At 41.8% G+C, this 17,794-nt stretch carries 17 protein-coding genes; 4 read left to right on the forward strand and 13 right to left on the reverse strand.

What is annotated here, in order from left to right; translation table 11 throughout:
• Window positions 1–16: 16 nt before the first annotated feature.
• Window positions 17–1,342, reverse strand: coding sequence for an ISNCY family transposase (locus FTU87_RS09250; protein WP_180097203.1), 1,326 nt, complete (start codon window positions 1,340–1,342; stop codon window positions 17–19).
• A gap of 134 nt (window positions 1,343–1,476) precedes the next feature.
• Window positions 1,477–2,379 (reverse strand): beta-1,6-N-acetylglucosaminyltransferase, encoded by a 903-nt coding sequence (locus tag FTU87_RS09255; RefSeq protein WP_180097075.1) that lies wholly within the window; start codon window positions 2,377–2,379, stop codon window positions 1,477–1,479.
• A gap of 442 nt (window positions 2,380–2,821) precedes the next feature.
• Here FTU87_RS09255 and dapB point away from each other — a divergent pair, with 442 nt between their 5' ends.
• Window positions 2,822–3,643, forward strand: a complete 822-nt coding sequence (gene dapB, locus FTU87_RS09260; protein WP_180097077.1) for a 4-hydroxy-tetrahydrodipicolinate reductase — start codon at window positions 2,822–2,824, stop codon at window positions 3,641–3,643.
• A gap of 58 nt (window positions 3,644–3,701) precedes the next feature.
• A complete protein-coding gene (locus tag FTU87_RS09265; protein WP_180097079.1) occupies window positions 3,702–4,346 on the forward strand; it encodes an START domain-containing protein in 645 nt (214 codons plus the stop codon).
• Between the two features lie 411 nt (window positions 4,347–4,757).
• On the opposite strand, the gene FTU87_RS09270 is transcribed toward FTU87_RS09265, so the two are convergent.
• The 11 genes from FTU87_RS09270 to FTU87_RS09320 all read right to left on the reverse strand — a co-directional run bounded on the left by FTU87_RS09270 (window position 4,758) and on the right by FTU87_RS09320 (window position 15,113).
• Window positions 4,758–5,786: an NAD(P)-dependent alcohol dehydrogenase gene (locus FTU87_RS09270; protein ID WP_005094772.1), complete on the reverse strand. Its 1,029-nt coding sequence runs from the start codon at window positions 5,784–5,786 to the stop codon at window positions 4,758–4,760.
• A gap of 4 nt (window positions 5,787–5,790) precedes the next feature.
• Window positions 5,791–6,372: a DNA-3-methyladenine glycosylase I gene (locus FTU87_RS09275; protein ID WP_180097081.1), complete on the reverse strand. Its 582-nt coding sequence runs from the start codon at window positions 6,370–6,372 to the stop codon at window positions 5,791–5,793.
• 24 nt (window positions 6,373–6,396) lie between these two features.
• Window positions 6,397–6,642, reverse strand: coding sequence for a hypothetical protein (locus FTU87_RS09280; RefSeq protein WP_004728896.1), 246 nt, complete (start codon window positions 6,640–6,642; stop codon window positions 6,397–6,399).
• A gap of 15 nt (window positions 6,643–6,657) precedes the next feature.
• Window positions 6,658–7,200, reverse strand: a complete 543-nt coding sequence (locus tag FTU87_RS09285; RefSeq protein ID WP_005173640.1) for a M23 family metallopeptidase — start codon at window positions 7,198–7,200, stop codon at window positions 6,658–6,660.
• Between the two features lie 69 nt (window positions 7,201–7,269).
• Window positions 7,270–8,298 (reverse strand): A/G-specific adenine glycosylase, encoded by a 1,029-nt coding sequence (gene mutY / locus FTU87_RS09290; protein WP_180040383.1) that lies wholly within the window; start codon window positions 8,296–8,298, stop codon window positions 7,270–7,272.
• Window positions 8,299–8,458: 160 nt separating this feature from the next.
• Complete coding sequence (locus tag FTU87_RS09295; RefSeq protein ID WP_155861633.1) at window positions 8,459–8,818, reverse strand: HIT family protein; 360 nt, start codon at window positions 8,816–8,818, stop codon at window positions 8,459–8,461.
• Between the two features lie 94 nt (window positions 8,819–8,912).
• Window positions 8,913–9,647 (reverse strand): dienelactone hydrolase family protein, encoded by a 735-nt coding sequence (locus tag FTU87_RS09300; RefSeq protein ID WP_100355448.1) that lies wholly within the window; start codon window positions 9,645–9,647, stop codon window positions 8,913–8,915.
• Between the two features lie 163 nt (window positions 9,648–9,810).
• Window positions 9,811–10,500, reverse strand: coding sequence for an FKBP-type peptidyl-prolyl cis-trans isomerase (locus FTU87_RS09305; RefSeq protein ID WP_005268184.1), 690 nt, complete (start codon window positions 10,498–10,500; stop codon window positions 9,811–9,813).
• A 48-nt stretch (window positions 10,501–10,548) separates the two neighbouring features.
• The gene (locus FTU87_RS09310) at window positions 10,549–11,253 is read right to left on the reverse strand and encodes an FKBP-type peptidyl-prolyl cis-trans isomerase (protein ID WP_005094756.1); all 705 of its coding nucleotides are present in this window, start codon (window positions 11,251–11,253) and stop codon (window positions 10,549–10,551) included.
• Window positions 11,254–11,418: 165 nt separating this feature from the next.
• A complete protein-coding gene (locus tag FTU87_RS09315) occupies window positions 11,419–13,602 on the reverse strand; it encodes a polysaccharide biosynthesis tyrosine autokinase (RefSeq protein WP_180097083.1) in 2,184 nt (727 codons plus the stop codon).
• A 434-nt stretch (window positions 13,603–14,036) separates the two neighbouring features.
• Window positions 14,037–15,113 (reverse strand): polysaccharide biosynthesis/export family protein, encoded by a 1,077-nt coding sequence (locus tag FTU87_RS09320; RefSeq protein WP_100355446.1) that lies wholly within the window; start codon window positions 15,111–15,113, stop codon window positions 14,037–14,039.
• Between the two features lie 741 nt (window positions 15,114–15,854).
• Between FTU87_RS09320 and rfbB the strand changes: the two genes are divergently transcribed.
• Both rfbB and rfbA read left to right on the forward strand, forming a co-directional pair.
• Window positions 15,855–16,919, forward strand: coding sequence for a dTDP-glucose 4,6-dehydratase (gene rfbB, locus FTU87_RS09325; RefSeq protein ID WP_100329659.1), 1,065 nt, complete (start codon window positions 15,855–15,857; stop codon window positions 16,917–16,919).
• Window positions 16,919–17,794, forward strand: a complete 876-nt coding sequence (rfbA, locus tag FTU87_RS09330) for a glucose-1-phosphate thymidylyltransferase RfbA (protein WP_100329660.1) — start codon at window positions 16,919–16,921, stop codon at window positions 17,792–17,794. Before rfbB ends, rfbA begins: the two co-directional genes overlap by 1 nt.

Here is a 17,794-nt window from a genome sequence, read left to right on the forward strand (position 1 = left end):
ACCAAATAGAAATGTCCTATATGGACATTTCCAAGTCAAGCACAGGATTCAGATTTCGTTGTTGAATTGCTGTTTTCTGTGCACGTCTGCTTGGCATCTTTTGAGAACGATTGCGTTTGTTTTGTTGTTCCAGTTCTTCATGCTGTTGTTGGATATGATTCAGAACAGCACCCAACCGTTTATTCTCAACAATCTCTCGCTGGTTGAGCTGACTTAATTTATCGAAGATGCTGTAATTGATCTTCCGGCCTTCATGCATGATGGCTACAGTACCATCCGGGTATTCTAGAAACTCAAGATATTTACCAATCAGCCTCTGGTTTTCTTCTGTACTCTCCAGGAGATATACACATTTATCATAAGTAATGGTCAGGCTATTGGTGACTCTACGTGGCTCTCGCCAGGTAAAAATATCATCTAATTGCTCAGCTGTTTCGGTGGCAGAGCGGTGTAAGTTCTTAGGATTAAAGGCCGTCTTTGCAAACTTGAGATTGAACTGCTCAATAAAGCAGGGTAACCACTTATTCGCATCTGCAATCGAACTGATACCTTCCAGGCGCATCTCCTTAATCAGACGGTCCTGAAGGGTTCTGTTGGCCCGTTCCACCCGTCCTTTGGCCTGAGGGGAGTTAGCGAAGATGATATCGATATTGAGGGTACTGAGTACGCGTCCAAACTGGGTAATCTTGCTGTCTTTCTTGCTGCTTTGATTCACCCTAAAGACTGAATGTTTGTCGCTGTAAAACGCTAAAGGCTTACCATGCTGTTCAACATACAAGCGTGTCGAAATCATATAGTCAAAGGCTGATTCTGATTCACAGAAGCGTAAATGCTGCAATTTGCCTGTGGCATCATCGATAAAGACTAGCAGACAGCATTTAGCGGCTCTTCCTTCAAACCAGTCATGGTGTGAGCCATCGATTTGTACCAGTTCACCATAACAATCTCGGTTATATCGAGGCTGATATGGGCGTTTCAGGCGCTTGGAGCGAGGAATCCATAAATCGGCTGCAATCATCCAGCAACGCAGGGTTTCCACTGAAAGATCGAATCCATGAACGGTAGTGAGCTTTTCATGCGCTAAAGTGGGTCCGAAACCATGGAGTTGATCCGAAACAATATTGAGGCACTTGAGTCTGAGTTCTTCAGGAAGTTTGCAGTTGCTGGTTTGGCCACGACCAGCATGGGCTAATGCAGCTGGGCCTTGAGCTTTGTATTTCTGCAGTAAGCGTCTGATCTGACGTTCTGAAATATGAAGTAGCTGAGCAGCCTGGGACTGAGTTATGCGTTGATCGCAGATTTCCTGCAAGACCGACAATCGTTTAAGTTCTTTATCCGACATAGACACCAACATATCAAACCGTCCGCTTCAATAATCGCAAAAGTGCATATTCTAAAAGCGGACATTTTTACTTTGGAGAAACCGGACATTTCTATTTTGGGCTTACACTGAAACTTCGTATAAGAAATTTTATGTTAAATTGTTTCTAGATTATTCCGATTTTGATCTAAAAATTCATTTAATTCCTTCAGAGTTAGATCTGGACTCATCTTTCTAGCAAATAAAGCATTACTTGAGCTAATTCTCTTGAAGTCTGATTTATCTAATGTTCTTGGGTAATCTGGACCTGTTTTCCAATCAATGTATCTTAGTGCCATCATTGGTGAAGATAAATCATAATTTAAATTTATGTTTTCTTTAAAGGGAGAGTTATAAATTATTGTATGAAAGAAAACTTCATCTCCACAAAAAGATTTTTCAAATGCAGGAATATAGTTCTGGTTTTTTGATAAATAATCAAAAATATACAATATTGCATCGCAAGTTAAGGTAAACCATTGTGTACCTTTATATAGAGTTGGGAGTTGAGGATAAAGTTTATTTTTAAATAAACCTTTATTGATTAGAATCATTATAAATTTTGATAATAATTTTTCATTAATTGATTTTGATGTGCTTTTTTTAAATAAAAAATCATAAGGATATATATTTTTTAATCTTGGTGTTGGATCTGTAAACTTATCATGACCAATATATTCTTGATTAGATTTCGATAAAAATTCTTCTATTTGGGAAATAGGTTTTACACAAATATCATCCCCAGATAAAAGTGAAAAATATTTAAAATCATATTTTTTAGCTTCATTTAACAGGTTAAGGGTAGCTTCAATTTGTGTGAAGCTACCCCATCTGACGTCAACTCTATCAGAAATGTAAATAATACTCTTATTATTTAATTCTTTTTTGAATTGATTTATATCACTTTTTTTATCTACGTGAATTAAAATAATACTATTAGGGCTTTTAGATAGTTCATCGATGAGTACTTGCAGAGCAGTTGTAACACGGTGACATATTATTCCGTATATAAATTTCATAAATTTCCTAATTTATCAAAAAATTGATATGAATGAGATATAAAATTAGATTGAGTTTAATTTCATATAATTCAATTATATATATATTTATTTTAATAAACTTTTAATTTCATAGATAAATTTAAGTTTTTCTAAAATTAACATAATACACCTTATACGAAATGCTTCAAATTATTTGTTTTAATTCAGTTGTTTATGTTGTATTGAAAAGCCCAATCCTCACCGATTGGGCTTTTTTTATGATTATTCACGTTCCACGCTTACTATTTGAGCAATGTTCCACAACTTTATAAAGCCAATCTAATCAGAAAATTCTAGATATATAAAAATCGCTCATAACACCTTTCATATCTTTTCATTGATTTTTATGCAATGCATCTTAGTGTTATTCCGCAGTTTTGCTATAGTAAAAGCAATTTTGGATCAACATCAGGACTATGTTATGTCAGCTACACCACGCATTGGAATCTTGGGTGCAGGCGGCCGTATGGGGCGTATCCTCATTCAGGCTGTGCATGAAGCCGGTTATCAATTGGCAGCTGCAGTAGAACGCCCTGAAAGTACCCTATTAGGCACAGATGCGGGCGAACTTGCCGGGATTGGTGCAGTCGGTGTCAAGGTGGTGGGTAGTCTTGCAGAGGTGGTCAAAAACTGTGATGTCGTGATTGATTTCACCGCACCGGCAGCGACCGTCAATCATCTGAAAATTTGCCGTGAAGCAGGTGTTGCCATCGTGATTGGTACCACGGGGATGAATGATGAGCAAAAAGCTTATTTAGATGAATCAGCAGCTGAAACCCCTGTGGTTTATGCAGCGAATTATTCAGTCGGTGTGAACGTATCGATTAAACTGCTTGAACTGGCATCGAAAGTCTTTGGCGATACGGTGGATATCGAAGTGATTGAGGCACATCACCGTCATAAAGTGGATGCACCATCGGGTACTGCACTTATGTGGGGTGAAGCGATTGCGGATGCTTTAGGCCGTGACCTGAAAGAAGACGCTGTGTACTGCCGCGAAGGTCATACCGGTCCGCGTGAGCGTCAAAGCATTGGTTTCCAGACCATTCGTGGTGGTGACATCGTCGGTGAACATACCGCCATGTTTATTGCTGATGGTGAACGTGTGGAAATTACCCATAAAGCCACCAACCGCATGAACTTTGCCAGCGGTGCAGTACGTGCTGCTGCCTGGGTGGTCGGCCGTGATGCACGTAAATATGACATGAAAGACGTGCTGGGTTTTAACGACATTCAGGTTTAAAATCTAGTCAAAATCATTTATAAAAAAGATCTAAAACTAAAATAAGACGAATAATAAAATGCAAAAAATGATTTTCCTGCTCTGTGCAGTGGCGCTTGGTGCCATTGCGCAGGCAAAGCCGGCCGAGAATACCAAACTTAGTATTGATAAAAATAATATCAAGGTCTGGACTTATCAGAACCAGCAAAACCCGGTCTTTCTGTATAAAGCTGAAACCACCTACCATGCCCCGATTGAAAATGCCGTGTCGCTGATTCTGGATATCGAGCATGCAGTACAATGGGTGCCCTATATGGGCAGCATCAAGGTCTTGTCCCGCGATGATAAAAAAGGCGATTTCACTTTGTATATGGTGCTGGATTTTCCATTTCCCTTAAAAGACCGTGATCTGATTGTGCAGGGCAAGATGATCAAGCAACCTAATGGACAAATCAGTATCAAGAATAAAGCCATTCAGACCGGCTATCCCTTAAATCCAAACTATGTACGTTTGACCGATTATCAAGGGGATTGGACTTTTCAAAAGCTGGCCAATAATCAGGTCAAGGTTTCAACTTATGGTTATGCCAATCCGGAAGGCTCGATTCCCTTAACTTTTGTAAATATGTTTGTACAGCAGCAGCCGTATCAGATGTTGCAAAAGATGAAAGCAGAGCTGGCCAAGCCTTCAGGCCTTGCAGTTTTGCCTGAAGTACTGCAATAAAAAAAAGACCCAATTGCTGTAATGCTGATCAGTTAAGGAGTTTATAAGTAAAATCTTTAATTTTTTAGTCATTCACGACGGAGTATTAACATTCTAAATCAAATACTTGTAAATCATTTGTTACTTTTGTTTCGCCCAAATGAGAAGCGAAGCTTCGCAAGGAAGGCATCTTGCGGAGCAACACTCCTCATCCGCAAAACTCGTCAGCCACCATCGACTAGTAAATTTGTCGCAGAAACAATCATTTTTAATCTTGCGGTGCAATACACCTCATGTCTCAAACAGTTGCGGATGACTTTTCTACCTATCAAGTATGATCATGAATTTAAAAAATAAAATGCCAGTCAATTCCTTAATTGACTGGCATTGCCCAATTACTGGGTCTTTTTGACAGATTGAAACAGGCAGAGTTTAAGCTTCAAAATCCGCTTTAAGTACAATCCGGTAGCGGGCTTTACCGGAATGCAGATGTTCAATGGCCTGATTCAGCTGTGACATCGGGAAGACTTCAATTTGTGGCGCAATGTTTTTACGTGCGGCAAATTGGAGTAACTGACGCAGTGCCGCAGGTGAACCGGTCGGTGAGCCGGTGACCGATTTAGCGCCGCCAATCAGCATGCCCGCCGGAATTTGCATCGGTTCTAAAGGGAGACCGAGCATATGTACTGTACCGTTCGGTGCCAGAGTGGCCAGATAAGCCTGCCAGTTCAAGGTGACATTGACCGTACTCAGCAATAAATCGAACTTGCCACGCTGTGCCTTTAGGGCAGCAACATCACGACTATTCACCACATGATCTGCGCCCATGGCTTTCAGCTCATCGGTCTTGTCCAGATTTGATGTGAAAGCCGTAATCTCACAGCCCCAAGCTTTGAGCAGTTTAATTGCGATATGACCCAGACCCCCAATCCCGATCACGCCAACATGATGAATAGCCTGAATCTGATGTTTCAGGATTGGATCAAATACGGTAATGCCGCCACAGAGCAGAGGGCCGGCACTTTCAGGATCCAGATCTTCAGGCAGAGGAATGACCCATTGCCAGCCAGCACGGACCTTGTCGGCGAAACCACCGGCATGTCCGACAATAGTCGCCACTTGGCCGCCAGTACAGAGTACCTGCTGACCTGAAATACATGGATCACAATACTGGCAGCTTTCCGCCGTCCAGCCAATGCCAACCCGTTGACCCACTTTCAGGCCTTTGGCTTCGCCACCCAGTTGCGTGATGATACCGATAATTTCATGTCCAGCCACGACCGGATAAACGGATGAACCCCAGTCATTATTGAGGACTGAAATATCAGAATGACACAGGCCACAGTATTCTACTTTGACTTCGACCTGATGTGGCTGTAGTTCACCAGCATCGAATTGATAGGGTTCGAGTGCAGCACCTGCTGACATTGCAGCATAAGCGTGGATAATATTATTCGACATAAATTCAGCTCTTCTTTGAATGGGAGGATCTTGTTTTAAAGTGACAATGATTTTCGTGATCATCGACCATACCGACGGCCTGCATAAAGGCATAGCAAATGGTGGGTCCGACAAATTTAAAACCGGCCTTTTTTAAGGCTTTTGACATGATCTGGCTTTCGATAGTCTGTGCCGCTGCCTGATGATAATCCGCAACATCATTATTCAGTCGTGGTTGCTGGGCAAAAGACCAGAGCCATTGCCCTACATTGATGCCTTGCTGTTGCAGCTTGAGCCATGCTTGGGCATTCTCGCGAATGGCATGCAGCTTGCCACGATGACGGATCAGGCGAGCATCCTTAAGCTTGAGGTCGAGTTGTTGATCTGTAAGTGCTGCAATCGACTGAATGGAATATTGAAAAAAATGTTCACGATACGCTTCACGTTTTCTGAGTACGGTAATCCAGGCTAGACCGGCCTGCTGTCCTTCCAGACACAGCATTTCAAACAGGCGATTTTCATCCAGCAGGGCTTGTCCCCATTCCTGATCATGATAGGTGATATACAGCGGATCATTGGAGCACCAGCCACAGCGTTGCAGAGTCATGCCATGCTCCTTGTTTTTATGGTTTTATAATTTAAACACAGCCCATTGATCCTGCTGATTGTCCCAGTACGACAGTTCAGCCTGATCCAGATCGCTAAATTGAATCCACATGTCTTTACCACTTTTGTCGGTATAACCGGTACTGATCAGCAGCGCATCTTCGGTAATTTCCATCACCCAGCCCTGGTAGCTTTGACCATTCAGCACGATTTTTTGTTGATTGCCTGATTCAGCAAATTCTACCAGACGGTTGATCAACGTTTCTGACATGTAAATATCCTAAAATTAACGTAAATAGGGGTAGGGGTTGACCACACCGCGCCCCTTGCCCTGTAAATAAATACCATAATGCAGATGTGGTGCAGTATGTCGGGCATTACCGCTATTGCCGACATAGCCGATGAGCTGGCCTTTTTTGACAGCATCACCTACTTTCAGGCCGCGTTTATGTCCATCCAGATGTGCATAATAATGCCAGGAGCCGCCCGGACCGAGAATCCAGACTACTTTACCACCCAAATTGTTATTGCGTAAATCTGCAATCAGACCTTCTGTGGCACTAAAGACTTTGGTTCCACGTGGAGCCATGATGTCAATGCCCTCATGCAAACGTCCGCGACTGCGCGACGCCCCCCAAGTATCCTGTAATTCACGTGCCTGTACACGTGCCACCGGGATGGGCAGTGAAGAAGGCATTCGCTTATTTTGCAGTTTTTGTACCAGTAGCGGATTTAACTGTGCAGAAGAAGGTTGTTTCGGCGTACTGCTACAGGCGGTCAGTAATATGGCAATCAAAGCCACCCAGGTCAAAGCAAGGTATTGGCGCACGTTATTCATCCTTAAATATTGGCAATGCTCATTCTGAGCTGATCGATATGATGCTTTGTCCAGACTATGTCATAGGTTAACGGCAGAGATCAATTTTTTCATTGCTGTCGGCAGACCGCAATCAATGGCTGTCTCTGGACGCATCCAGTTGCCTTGCAGTTCAATTGCCAGATGTTCCTGCTGATCCTGATCCACTGCGAAAACGATTGCTTCAAGCTGCCAGGTGAAGTGGGTGAAACTGTGGCTGATCTGGACTTTTTTGAGGATATTTTTCAGGCCAAGCTGCTGACATTGCTGTTCGAATTCATGGGCATTTTCAATAATCGGCAAGCACCAGAGTCCGCCCCACAGGCCACTGTTCGGTCGTTGTTGCCAGAGCCATTCTTCACCGGACTGAATCAGCAAGACCTGTGCTGAGCGCACTGGCACCGGTTTTTTGGCTTTCTTGAATGGTAATTCATTTTCCAGACCTTGCTGATGCGCTTTGCAATGTTGCTGCATCGGACAGTATAGGCACAGAGGTTTTTTCGGAGTGCAGACCGTAGCACCGAGATCCATAATCGCCTGGGTATAGTCATGATTACGTTCGACCGGACATAATTCTTCGGCCAGTTGCCATAAGGCACGTTCATGGATAGGTTTGGACAGATCATCTTCAATCGCGAAGAAACGCGACAAGACCCGTTTGACATTGCCATCCATGATCACGCCGTATTGGCGTAAACCCAGTGACATTAAGGCACCAGCGGTGGAACGGCCGATCCCCGGCAAGGCAATCCATTGTTCCAGAGTTTGGGGAAACTGCTGCTGTGCTGTCACCATGCCGGCAGCTTTGTGCAGGTTACGGGCACGAGCATAATAGCCCAGTCCTGCCCAGTACGGTGCGACCTCATCCCAAGAGGCTTGACCCAAGTCCTGTACAGTGGGAAAACGCTGGATAAAGCGTTCATAATATTGCAGCACAGTTTTGACCTGGGTTTGTTGCAACATGATTTCAGAGACCCAGACTTTGTAGGGATCATCTGTCACCTGCCAGGGCAAGTCATGACGACCATGCACATCAAACCATTCTAACAGGGCATCTGAAAATACAAACATGGATAAATAGCAACCGAATAAGCAGCAGCCATTATAGCGGAATCGGTAGGCTTGAAATGTGAAAAGTAGATAAAAACTGCGGAGTAGTGTGTATGGATATCGGCTTAATAACACAAACAATAAATGCTCCGAAGAGCATTTATTTTAAAACAGCAAAGATTTAGTCGCTAATCCCCCAGCGTTCATCCAGCTTCAACACTTTGTCTTTATAGCGCGGAATAATATGAATATGCAGATGTTCGACCTTTTCCTGAAATACCTCACCATCAATAAAACCGACATGGAAACCGGCGGGCTGGTAACGTAAATGGAGCTCATTACGTGCCTGTTCGAGCAAAGACATCAGGCTTTTACGTTCTTTGTCCGTCACTTCGAAAAACGAGGCCACATGCCGCAATGGAATAATCACACAGTGACCTTCGGATAATGAATTCGGTTCAGGCAGCACCACACCATAATCATTTTTGGCAATGACATCATATTCGTCATAGTTACAGTAAGGGCAGTTGGTTTCAGCCATAGTCAGCATTCTCCTCTGGTAGGATTTATCGTTCTTTTCTTCAATGATTCTTTAAAGTGCTCAGCTTGATTTCAAGTCGAGCACTTATATCTATTTAAGCCAAATGACGTTCCAATAAGGCATACATCGCCGCCAAGCTTTTTTGTTCCGCTTCAGCATTGTAACCAAGATCCACGCCATTGGCTTTGGCCCGTTCGTCGGCGAGCGGGTTGCTAAAGCCATGTTTGGCATCTTCAAAGACAATCACCTCATGCTCGACGTTGGCCGCATGCATTTCTTCACGGAAACTGGCGACATCATCTAAGGTGACCATGCTGTCTAGCTCACCGTGCAAGACTAGAATTTCGGCCTGAACTTGACCTTCTTGAGCCGGTGCTTTGGCAGCAAGTGTCCCGTGGAAGGTGGTCACTACTTTTAAAGGGGCATTGGCACGCGCCAGATCCAGCACTACTTTACCGCCGTAACAAAAACCGATGGCAGCAAGTTTCTCTGCATTGACTTCATCCTGTGCTGCCAAGGTATTTAAAGCTGCTGTCGCACGATCAACGATGGTGTCCGGATCTTCAAAGGTCTGCATCATCCACTGGTAGGCCTGATCAGAATGGGTGGTCACTTTTTTGTCACCATACATGTCAATCGCCAAGGCCGCATAGCCATGTTCTGCAAGTTCGCGAGCACGCTGTTCGGTATATTCATTACGACCCCACCATTCTGGTGCGACCAGCACACCTGCAAGGGGTGTATCTGTTTCTGGAGCGGCAAAATAGCCAATCAATGCGCTACCATCCGGCGCAGTATAATGAATTTCACGGGTCTTGATTGCTGCCATGCTGACGTCCTCTATTCTTGTTGAACCGTTTAATTAACATATAACATAGCAAAACTGATCTGAATGTGACATGAAAACATTCGATTAATTATGCTTCATCCATATAAAAAAGAGAGGCCGCTATCGCGCCTCTCTGATTGAATATTTAAAAAAACAGTATTGATTACTTCATAATTTCCAGTAATTCCACATCAAAAATTAAGGTACTGTTTGGCTCAATCACATCACCTGAACCAATTTGTCCATAGGCCAGTTCTGCAGGAATGAAGAAGCGGTATTTGGCACCTTCTTTCATCAGTTGCAGGCCTTCAGTCCAACCGGTAATCACTTGGGTGGTACGGAAGACCACAGGCTGATTACGGGCAATTGAACTGTCAAAAACCGTGCCATCAATCAAACGGCCTTCATAATGTACGCGGACATTGCTATCGGCTTTTGGCGATTTGCCTTTGCCTTGCTGAAGAATCTGATATTGCAGGCCAGATTTAGTCGTTTTTATCCCTGCTTTTTTGGCATTTTCTGTCAGAAAAGCCTGACCGATTTTGGTGTTTTCTTCAGCTTTTTGTTTTAATTCAATCAGCTCTTTGGCTTCACTTTGACGTTTAAACTGGGTCAGCACTCGAGCCATGTCTTCTTCAGTTAAAGTGGATTGTTTTCCGGCAGCAGCAGCTTTTAAACCGGCACTGAAAGCATCCAGATCAATCCCTTGCAAAGAGTCGGCATTACTTTTTCCCATCAGATAACCAAAGCTATAACCGACCTGTTCAGCTTCCGGGCTTTTATTGGTCACATCTTTGGCAAGCAGATTGCCAGAACTTAGCAGTAAAACCATCAAGCTTATTTGTATTTTCATATTTATTCTCAAAATAAAGGAGAGCGCATTGCTCTCCTTATTTATAGATTATTTGACTTCAATGAGTTCCACATCAAAAATCAAAGTACTGTGTGGAGGAATCGTCCCTGGCACGCCTTGTTCACCATAACCAAGTTGAGATGGGATATACAGGGTCGCTTTACCGCCTTCTTTCATCAGTTGCAGACCTTCAGTCCAGCCTGGAATCACTTGATTGAGTGGAAACTCAATCGGCTCGCCACGTTCAACCGAACTGTCAAATACAGTACCATCCACCAGTTTGCCGGTGTAATGGACTTTCACGATTGAAGAAGCAGCTGGCTGTTTGCCCGTGCCTTCTTTAGTCACTAGGTATTGCAAACCGGAAGCTGTGGTTTTTACACCCGCTTTTTTGGCATTTTCTGTCAGGAAACTGTCACTCGATGCTTGTGCCTGTTTAGTGCTATCGAGTTGCTTTTGCTGCATTTCTTTCTGGAACTGTTCGTAAGCTGCCTGTAATTCTTCTTCAGTATACGCCGGTTCAGTACGCGCATGTCCTTCACGTACGCCTGTCACAAAGCTATTAATATCGAGTTCAGGTGGGGTTTGATGAGCCACTTCATAACCGAGAGCATAGCTGATTTTAGAAACAGCAGAGGCATCTTTAGATGCTTTAGTCGTTTGAGCAGCTGGGTTTTGAGTTGCATAGTAAACAGGTACTAGCGCGGCACCGCCTAGAAGAACAGCGACAGCAATCGGTAAGGCCTTGCTCATGTATTATTCCAATCTAATGTTATCGTTGAGGTTCATTCCATCTTAGCAGAAAATTTTGAGAAATCTTGCAGAATGGGTGGTTTTTTAGCAAGCAAATATCGCAGTTTGGTAGAGCTTTAAAAAAATAAAAAAACCAGCAATGGCTGGTTTTTTTATTCAAAAAGATCAACTGGTTTTTGTTTCGGTTTTATAGCTATAAGTATAATCATAGCTATAACTACCACCTGCTGAACGCTGGATATCATTCAGGATAAAGCCATTTACGGTACTTCCCGCTTGTTTAAAACGGTTCACTGTCAGTGCCAATTCCTTCATTTGTGTTTTTGCATAGCGGGCCACCACCAGATTGAGTCCGACATATCGGGACACGATGATCGCATCCGTGACCGCCAGGACAGGAGGCGTATCAATTATAATATGATCATAGTGTGGCGTCAGGTGTTGCAGTAATTCCTGAAACCGTACCGAATTGAGAAGTTCGGATGGATTGACTGGATTTTCACCACAGGTGATGACGCTGAGGTTTGCTACATTGGTGCTTTGCACCATCTGTTCCAAGGTAATTTGCTCATTCAGGTATTCAGTTAATCCATATTGATTATCCAAATCAAAATATTTGTGTATATGACCACGACGCAAGTCCGCATCAATGATCAATACGCGTTTATGTTTTTCTGCCATGATGACTGCCAGATTGCTGGAAACAAATGATTTTCCAACTCTAGGCGCTGGACCCGAGATCATAATAATATTGTTTTTGGCCTGAGACAGAGCGAAATGACTTGCTGTCCGGATGCTGCGCAAGCTTTCGATCGCCATATCATCACTATGTTTAAGGGCTAATAAGAAAGGCAGTTTTTTCTTTTTCAGCAGTTTCAGCCCCGGTTTCTGAACAGGGGAGTGTGCAATATTGGCATAGACGGGAAGATCCAGCTGGTATTCTATTTGGCTACTATCTTTCACTCCAGAACGGAACATATTGCGGAATAATGCCACCAGAATTCCCAAGAAAGTACCGAAGCAAAAAGTTAAGAACAGAATTAATGGCTGTTTCTGTTTAATCACGTCAATCGGTTCAAGCGCAGTATCAATAACATGTACATTGCCAATCTCGCCGGCTTTGGCAATTCGCAGTTGTTGGTAGGAATTGACCAAATTGGTATACAGTTGTTGTTTGACTTCGACTTCACGAGACAGTTGTAAATACTGGCGTTGTATTTCTGGAAGATTTTTAAGTGTGGTATTGAGCTCACGAATCTTGCCATTAATCACACGAAGTTGAGCAGTAACTTCTCGCATGGTCGGATGTGCTGCTGCATATTTGGCGCCTATTTCCGCCTGTCTCTGTTCGAGTAGAGCTCGTTGTGTTTCTAAAGTCACACTCTGATTTAAATATAATTCTGACTCCCGGGTGATGTCGACAGTATTATGCTGTTGACGGAATTGGTTAAAGACCCGCTCTGCATCATCCAGCTGTTTTCTTAAATCCGGTAATTGAGCATCCAAGAAAGCGAGGGTCTGAGCAGTTTCTGCCGAACGACGGGTAATATTATTTTGGCTATAAATTGCCAAAATAGTATTCAGAACTTTGGTGATGTGCTGTTTGTCATGACCTTGATAGCGAAGCTGCAAAATCCCGCTAAGTTCGCCTTTTTCTACAATTGAATAATTGGCAAGAATAGAATCAATCGCTGAAGGTAAAGAGAGCTTTTGCACCTGATAACTGCTATCTAGCTGATCCTGAGTAAAGATCGCGATTTTCCAGTCGCCCTGCGCAGTCTTGAATTGTACTGGCTGGTTCAGTGCACCCTTGAAAATAGTTTCTTCTGTCACAGGATTGATCAGACTAAAGCCCTGTTGTTGAAATTGCAGTAGCAGATTTTTATCCAAATAGGTGGCAGGAACTTCAAACTGTCGAATGTCGAAGCTTTTTTGACCCTCTTTAAAGCGCACAGTTTCAGGTTGATATTCGGTTTGATAATTTACCCCTTGAAATAGTCGCTTAACAAAAGTGTCTTCAGTACTGGTAATCTGAAGATCTAAATTTAAGCGATTAATTACTGATTCCAGAATATTGCGTGATTTTAATACCTCAACTTCAGCATTAGATGAAGACATTTGCCCAATGACACTTGAAAGGTTACCCAATAAAGCAGCTGAGGCACCTCTACTTTCTTCGACCTGGACGATGGCATCGACCTTATAATTAATCGCTGCAGTGCGTAAATAGAGCAGGACAGCAAGCACGCTGAGCAAGGCACATACGAGGATAAGTTTCCATTGCGCAAACAAGGAAAATAACACCCCTTTTAGGTCAATCATATTTTCGGTATTGTTATTTTTGTTCATAATTTTGCTTTCTAAAAGTTTAAAAGTGATTTTTCCAGTCGATGACGTCGTGTTGCATTAAATTACAGAACTTCATCAAAGACCTGCTGCCCCTGCAAAAATGAATCCCAAATATGCTGGCTTTATTGTTCCCTCAAAAAAAATCTAGTCTGGTAAAACCAGATATTTTTATGATGATCAGGATAAGATTATTTTTATTCAATCTGCTTCATATTTAGTGTTGAACTACATGGAGTTGCAGGCAGATCCCATGCTATTACGTAAAAATGCTGTCTTGTGATCAGCGCTGAGCATTACTTCAGCCATCTATATTTATAGATTTAATCTACAAATACGGGCAGATCTCGTTAGTAAACATTCAGTCATTAATCGATGGTTAATATTTTCAAAACAGCTCCCCAAAATCTTTTTAATATGCATAGCTGAACTACCTGCTAGCGTATAGCTGTACCAGCAACATTTGAAAATGGAAGAATCTGGCTAACCACTCGTTCCCAACGAGTCAGGCCTGTGGCATCTACATAGACAATATCATTGCTGTGCATTTTGAACTTTTTGGCCAAGCCAAAATCTCCCAGGTTTTTTAAACTTAAATGATATATTTCAGTCATCTGATTATTTGAATTGTCACGTAAGACGTAAATTCGACTAGCACTGGCTGAATAGGGATTAATCCCTTCACTTTCACCGAGAACATCCGCGAGAGTCATCCCCTGGTCACGTATGGGTAAGGGGGTATTCGTGCCTGCTTCACCCATGACATAGATTTTCTGATTTTCACGAGGACTGATATACAGGGTGTCATTGGGTTGAATTAACAGCTTATGTAATGAATATCCTGCCTTTTCTAATGCAATTGTATTGAGGTCATAGGCCACACCCTGACGCACCAATTGAATAGAGCTAGAGTTACCTTGCTCGTTAATGCCGCCGGCCAGACCCAGTGCTGTATAAACGCTCACGGGCTGATCAGACAAATAAAACTGCCCAGCTGATTTCACATTACCCATCACTGAATAACGCTGTCCCTGATAAGAAAGTACTCTCACCACTACATCTGGATTGTTTAAATAAGGAATTAATAGTCGGCGTACTTCCCGATTAACCTCCGGAAGGGTTTTCCCTACTGTTTTATAGCGTCCAATTAATGGAAAATGGATATAACCATTTCGGTCAATTTGATAACCATTGGTATTATCAGTTGCTGTTGGAACTGCACTAATTTCCGGGTAGGCCCATAATTGAAAGGATAAAATATCACCTGGATTCAAACGATAATCCTGCATTTCATGCTGAAATAAAGGTGCGTAATGATTCAGGTTTTGAGTTTGGGCTGACTGCACTGCAGGTAGATTGTCCTGAGTCAATTTTACCAGATTAACTTGAGTTCCCAGTTCGGTTTGATAAATTCCTTCATCTGGTAAATCATAGGTTTGAAAGCCAGATGTTGCTGCACATCCGACTAATGATAGGCTTAAGGTTAAAACGCCTATAAGGTGTCTATTGTTCACTTGAAACCCCTTTATTTTTATATATTTAAAATTAGTATTTATTCGTAATTATTAATTTTTTTAACATGGTTTATGTGATTAACATCTAAAAGTTATAACAAATTATATAGCTTGTCTATACTTATTTTTAGTTCTAAGTATACGTTTGAATTAAAATAGATCAATAGTATTTATTAAAAAAAAGTATCTAAAACTTCCATTAAATTAAGGTGTAGAGATACAAGTATTGCTTAGTTTATTCAGGTAAAACGGATTGTTTATAAATTTTATTGCTTGCAGATTAAGGTGATTATCACAGTATAACTATACAAAACAAAAACTTAGTAATAATGAAAGTATTTTCATATTATTTATGTATACTTTAAAGGTTTTTTAGATTCTATTTTTATTAAATTTCACATATATTTATTTGGCATTAGCTAGATTATATAAATGAAGTGTTAATTAATAATCTCTTATTAATTGAAAGTAATATATCAGTAGTTGTAAAGCTTAAGCTGGTTTTTATTGGTTGAAAAGTGTTTAAAAAAAACAATAATTATAAAGTATTGGGTAAGTGGTATAAGAAAAATACTTATCCATAAAATGTAACTATATTTGAGAATAAGATTTTTATAGGTGGTGTGTTGAATAAAATTAATATATGTTATAAATAATCAAATAAGAATATCTATGCCAGAAGGCATCAATGAATTAAAAAAATATTTGAAAAGTAAAATAAAAATAAAAGGAATACTGGGAATGGTGAAAAAAATATTAGTGACTGGTGGAGCTGGTTTTATTGGATCTGCTACCGTCCGGCATATCATCAAAGCGACTGAACATCATGTTTTAAATGTTGATAAGTTAACTTATGCAGGCAACTTGGAGTCATTAATTTCTATATCAGCTCATCCCCGTTATCAATTTGCTCAAACTGATATTTGTGATCATGTATCTTTAACACGATTATTTTCAGAATTTCAGCCAGATATCGTCATGCATTTGGCAGCAGAGTCTCACGTGGATCGTTCGATCGATGGTCCAGCTGAATTTATCAGCACCAATATTGTAGGTACATATACCCTCTTGGAGGTCGCACGAAAATATTGGCAAAATTCGGGTGAAATCAAAAAGTCTAAATTTAAATTTCATCATATTTCAACAGATGAAGTCTATGGAGATTTAGAGGGGACAACCGACTTATTTACTGAAGCCACAGCTTATTTGCCAAGTTCACCTTACTCGGCAAGTAAAGCCAGCTCGGATCATTTAGTGCGTGCTTGGCATCGAACCTATGGTTTGCCGGTCGTGGTTACGAACTGTTCAAATAATTACGGGCCTTATCATTTTCCTGAAAAACTGATTCCTTTGATCATCTTAAATGCGCTGGATGGAAAATCCTTACCTGTTTATGGCAATGGTCAGCAGATTCGGGATTGGCTTTTTGTAGAAGATCATGCCCGTGCTTTATATCAGGTTGCGACCAAAGGCAGGGTCGGCGAAACCTACAATATTGGGGGGCATAATGAAAAACAGAATATTGATGTGGTTAAAACCATTTGCGCCATCTTGGATGAACTTAAGCCACGACTCAATGGCCAAATATATGAAAGCCTGATTAGCTTCGTCAGTGATCGGCCTGGTCATGATTTACGTTATGCCATTGATGCTTCAAAAATTGAGCGTGAACTTGGCTGGAAACCACAAGAGTCCTTCGAGACCGGTATTCGTAAAACTGTGCAGTGGTATCTGGATAATCTGCAATGGTGCCGTCGCGTTCAGGATGGTTCTTATCAGCGTGAACGTTTAGGGGAGGCAGTCTAATGTCAAGATCAACAAAGGGGATTATTTTAGCAGGTGGTTCGGGCACACGCTTGCATCCAATCACTAAAGGAATCTCGAAACAGTTACTTCCGATTTATGATAAACCTATGGTTTATTACCCATTATCTGTGTTGATGTTAGCCGGTATTCAGGAGGTTCTTGTCATCAGTACCCCGGAAGATATTGATGGGTTTAAGCGATTATTAGGTGATGGCTCACAATTTGGCATGCAGCTAAGTTATGCGATTCAGCCTCGACCTGATGGTTTGGCACAAGCCTTTATTCTGGGTGAAGAATTTATTGGGCAAAGTAATGTGTGCTTAGTGCTCGGCGATAATATCTTTTATGGGCAAGGTTTTACCCCCATGCTGCGTCAGGCTGCTGAACGTCAAAAAGGAGCCACTGTTTTTGGCTATCAGGTCAAAGATCCTGAACGCTTTGGTGTGGTGGAATTTGATGAACAGCAACGTGCTATTTCAATTGAAGAAAAACCGGAAAAACCTAAATCTAACTTTGCTGTAACGGGCCTGTATTTTTATGACAATGATGTGATTCAGATTGCCAAACAAGTACAACCTTCTGAGCGAGGTGAACTGGAAATTACCTCCATTAACCAGGCATATCTGGAACGTGGTGATTTAAATGTTGAATTGCTGGGACGTGGCTTTGCCTGGTTAGATACAGGTACACAGGGAAGTCTACTTGAGGCAGCTCAATTTGTGGAAACCCTTGAAAAGCGTCAGGGTTATAAAGTTGCCTGTCTAGAAGAAATTGCAATGAATAATAGCTGGTTAAGCAAAGAACAAGTGTTAGCCATTGGTCAAACGATGAGTAAAAATGGCTATGGTCAATATCTGATTTCTTTGGTGGGGTAA

This window comes from Acinetobacter sp. YH12156, from assembly GCF_013418235.1.
Taxonomy (GTDB): Bacteria; Pseudomonadota; Gammaproteobacteria; order Pseudomonadales; family Moraxellaceae; genus Acinetobacter; species Acinetobacter pseudolwoffii.

Bases quoted from the DNA above. Each gene is read 5' to 3' on its own strand.
- FTU87_RS09280 (WP_004728896.1), bottom strand. From the start codon at position 6,642: ATGTCAGAAACGTTGATCAACCGTCTGGTAGAATTTGCTGAATCAGGC.
- FTU87_RS09255 (WP_180097075.1), bottom strand. From the start codon at position 2,379: ATGAAATTTATATACGGAATAATATGTCACCGTGTTACAACTGCTCTG.
- FTU87_RS09310 (WP_005094756.1), bottom strand. From the start codon at position 11,253: ATGAGCAAGGCCTTACCGATTGCTGTCGCTGTTCTTCTAGGCGGTGCC.
- mutY (WP_180040383.1), bottom strand. From the start codon at position 8,298: ATGTTTGTATTTTCAGATGCCCTGTTAGAATGGTTTGATGTGCATGGT.
- dapB (WP_180097077.1), top strand. From the start codon at position 2,822: ATGTCAGCTACACCACGCATTGGAATCTTGGGTGCAGGCGGCCGTATG.
- FTU87_RS09295 (WP_155861633.1), bottom strand. From the start codon at position 8,818: ATGGCTGAAACCAACTGCCCTTACTGTAACTATGACGAATATGATGTC.
- FTU87_RS09270 (WP_005094772.1), bottom strand. From the start codon at position 5,786: ATGTCGAATAATATTATCCACGCTTATGCTGCAATGTCAGCAGGTGCT.
- FTU87_RS09265 (WP_180097079.1), top strand. From the start codon at position 3,702: ATGCAAAAAATGATTTTCCTGCTCTGTGCAGTGGCGCTTGGTGCCATT.
- rfbA (WP_100329660.1), top strand. From the start codon at position 16,919: ATGTCAAGATCAACAAAGGGGATTATTTTAGCAGGTGGTTCGGGCACA.
- FTU87_RS09250 (WP_180097203.1), bottom strand. From the start codon at position 1,342: ATGTCGGATAAAGAACTTAAACGATTGTCGGTCTTGCAGGAAATCTGC.
- FTU87_RS09275 (WP_180097081.1), bottom strand. From the start codon at position 6,372: ATGACTCTGCAACGCTGTGGCTGGTGCTCCAATGATCCGCTGTATATC.
- rfbB (WP_100329659.1), top strand. From the start codon at position 15,855: ATGGTGAAAAAAATATTAGTGACTGGTGGAGCTGGTTTTATTGGATCT.
- FTU87_RS09305 (WP_005268184.1), bottom strand. From the start codon at position 10,500: ATGAAAATACAAATAAGCTTGATGGTTTTACTGCTAAGTTCTGGCAAT.
- FTU87_RS09315 (WP_180097083.1), bottom strand. From the start codon at position 13,602: ATGAACAAAAATAACAATACCGAAAATATGATTGACCTAAAAGGGGTG.
- FTU87_RS09300 (WP_100355448.1), bottom strand. From the start codon at position 9,647: ATGGCAGCAATCAAGACCCGTGAAATTCATTATACTGCGCCGGATGGT.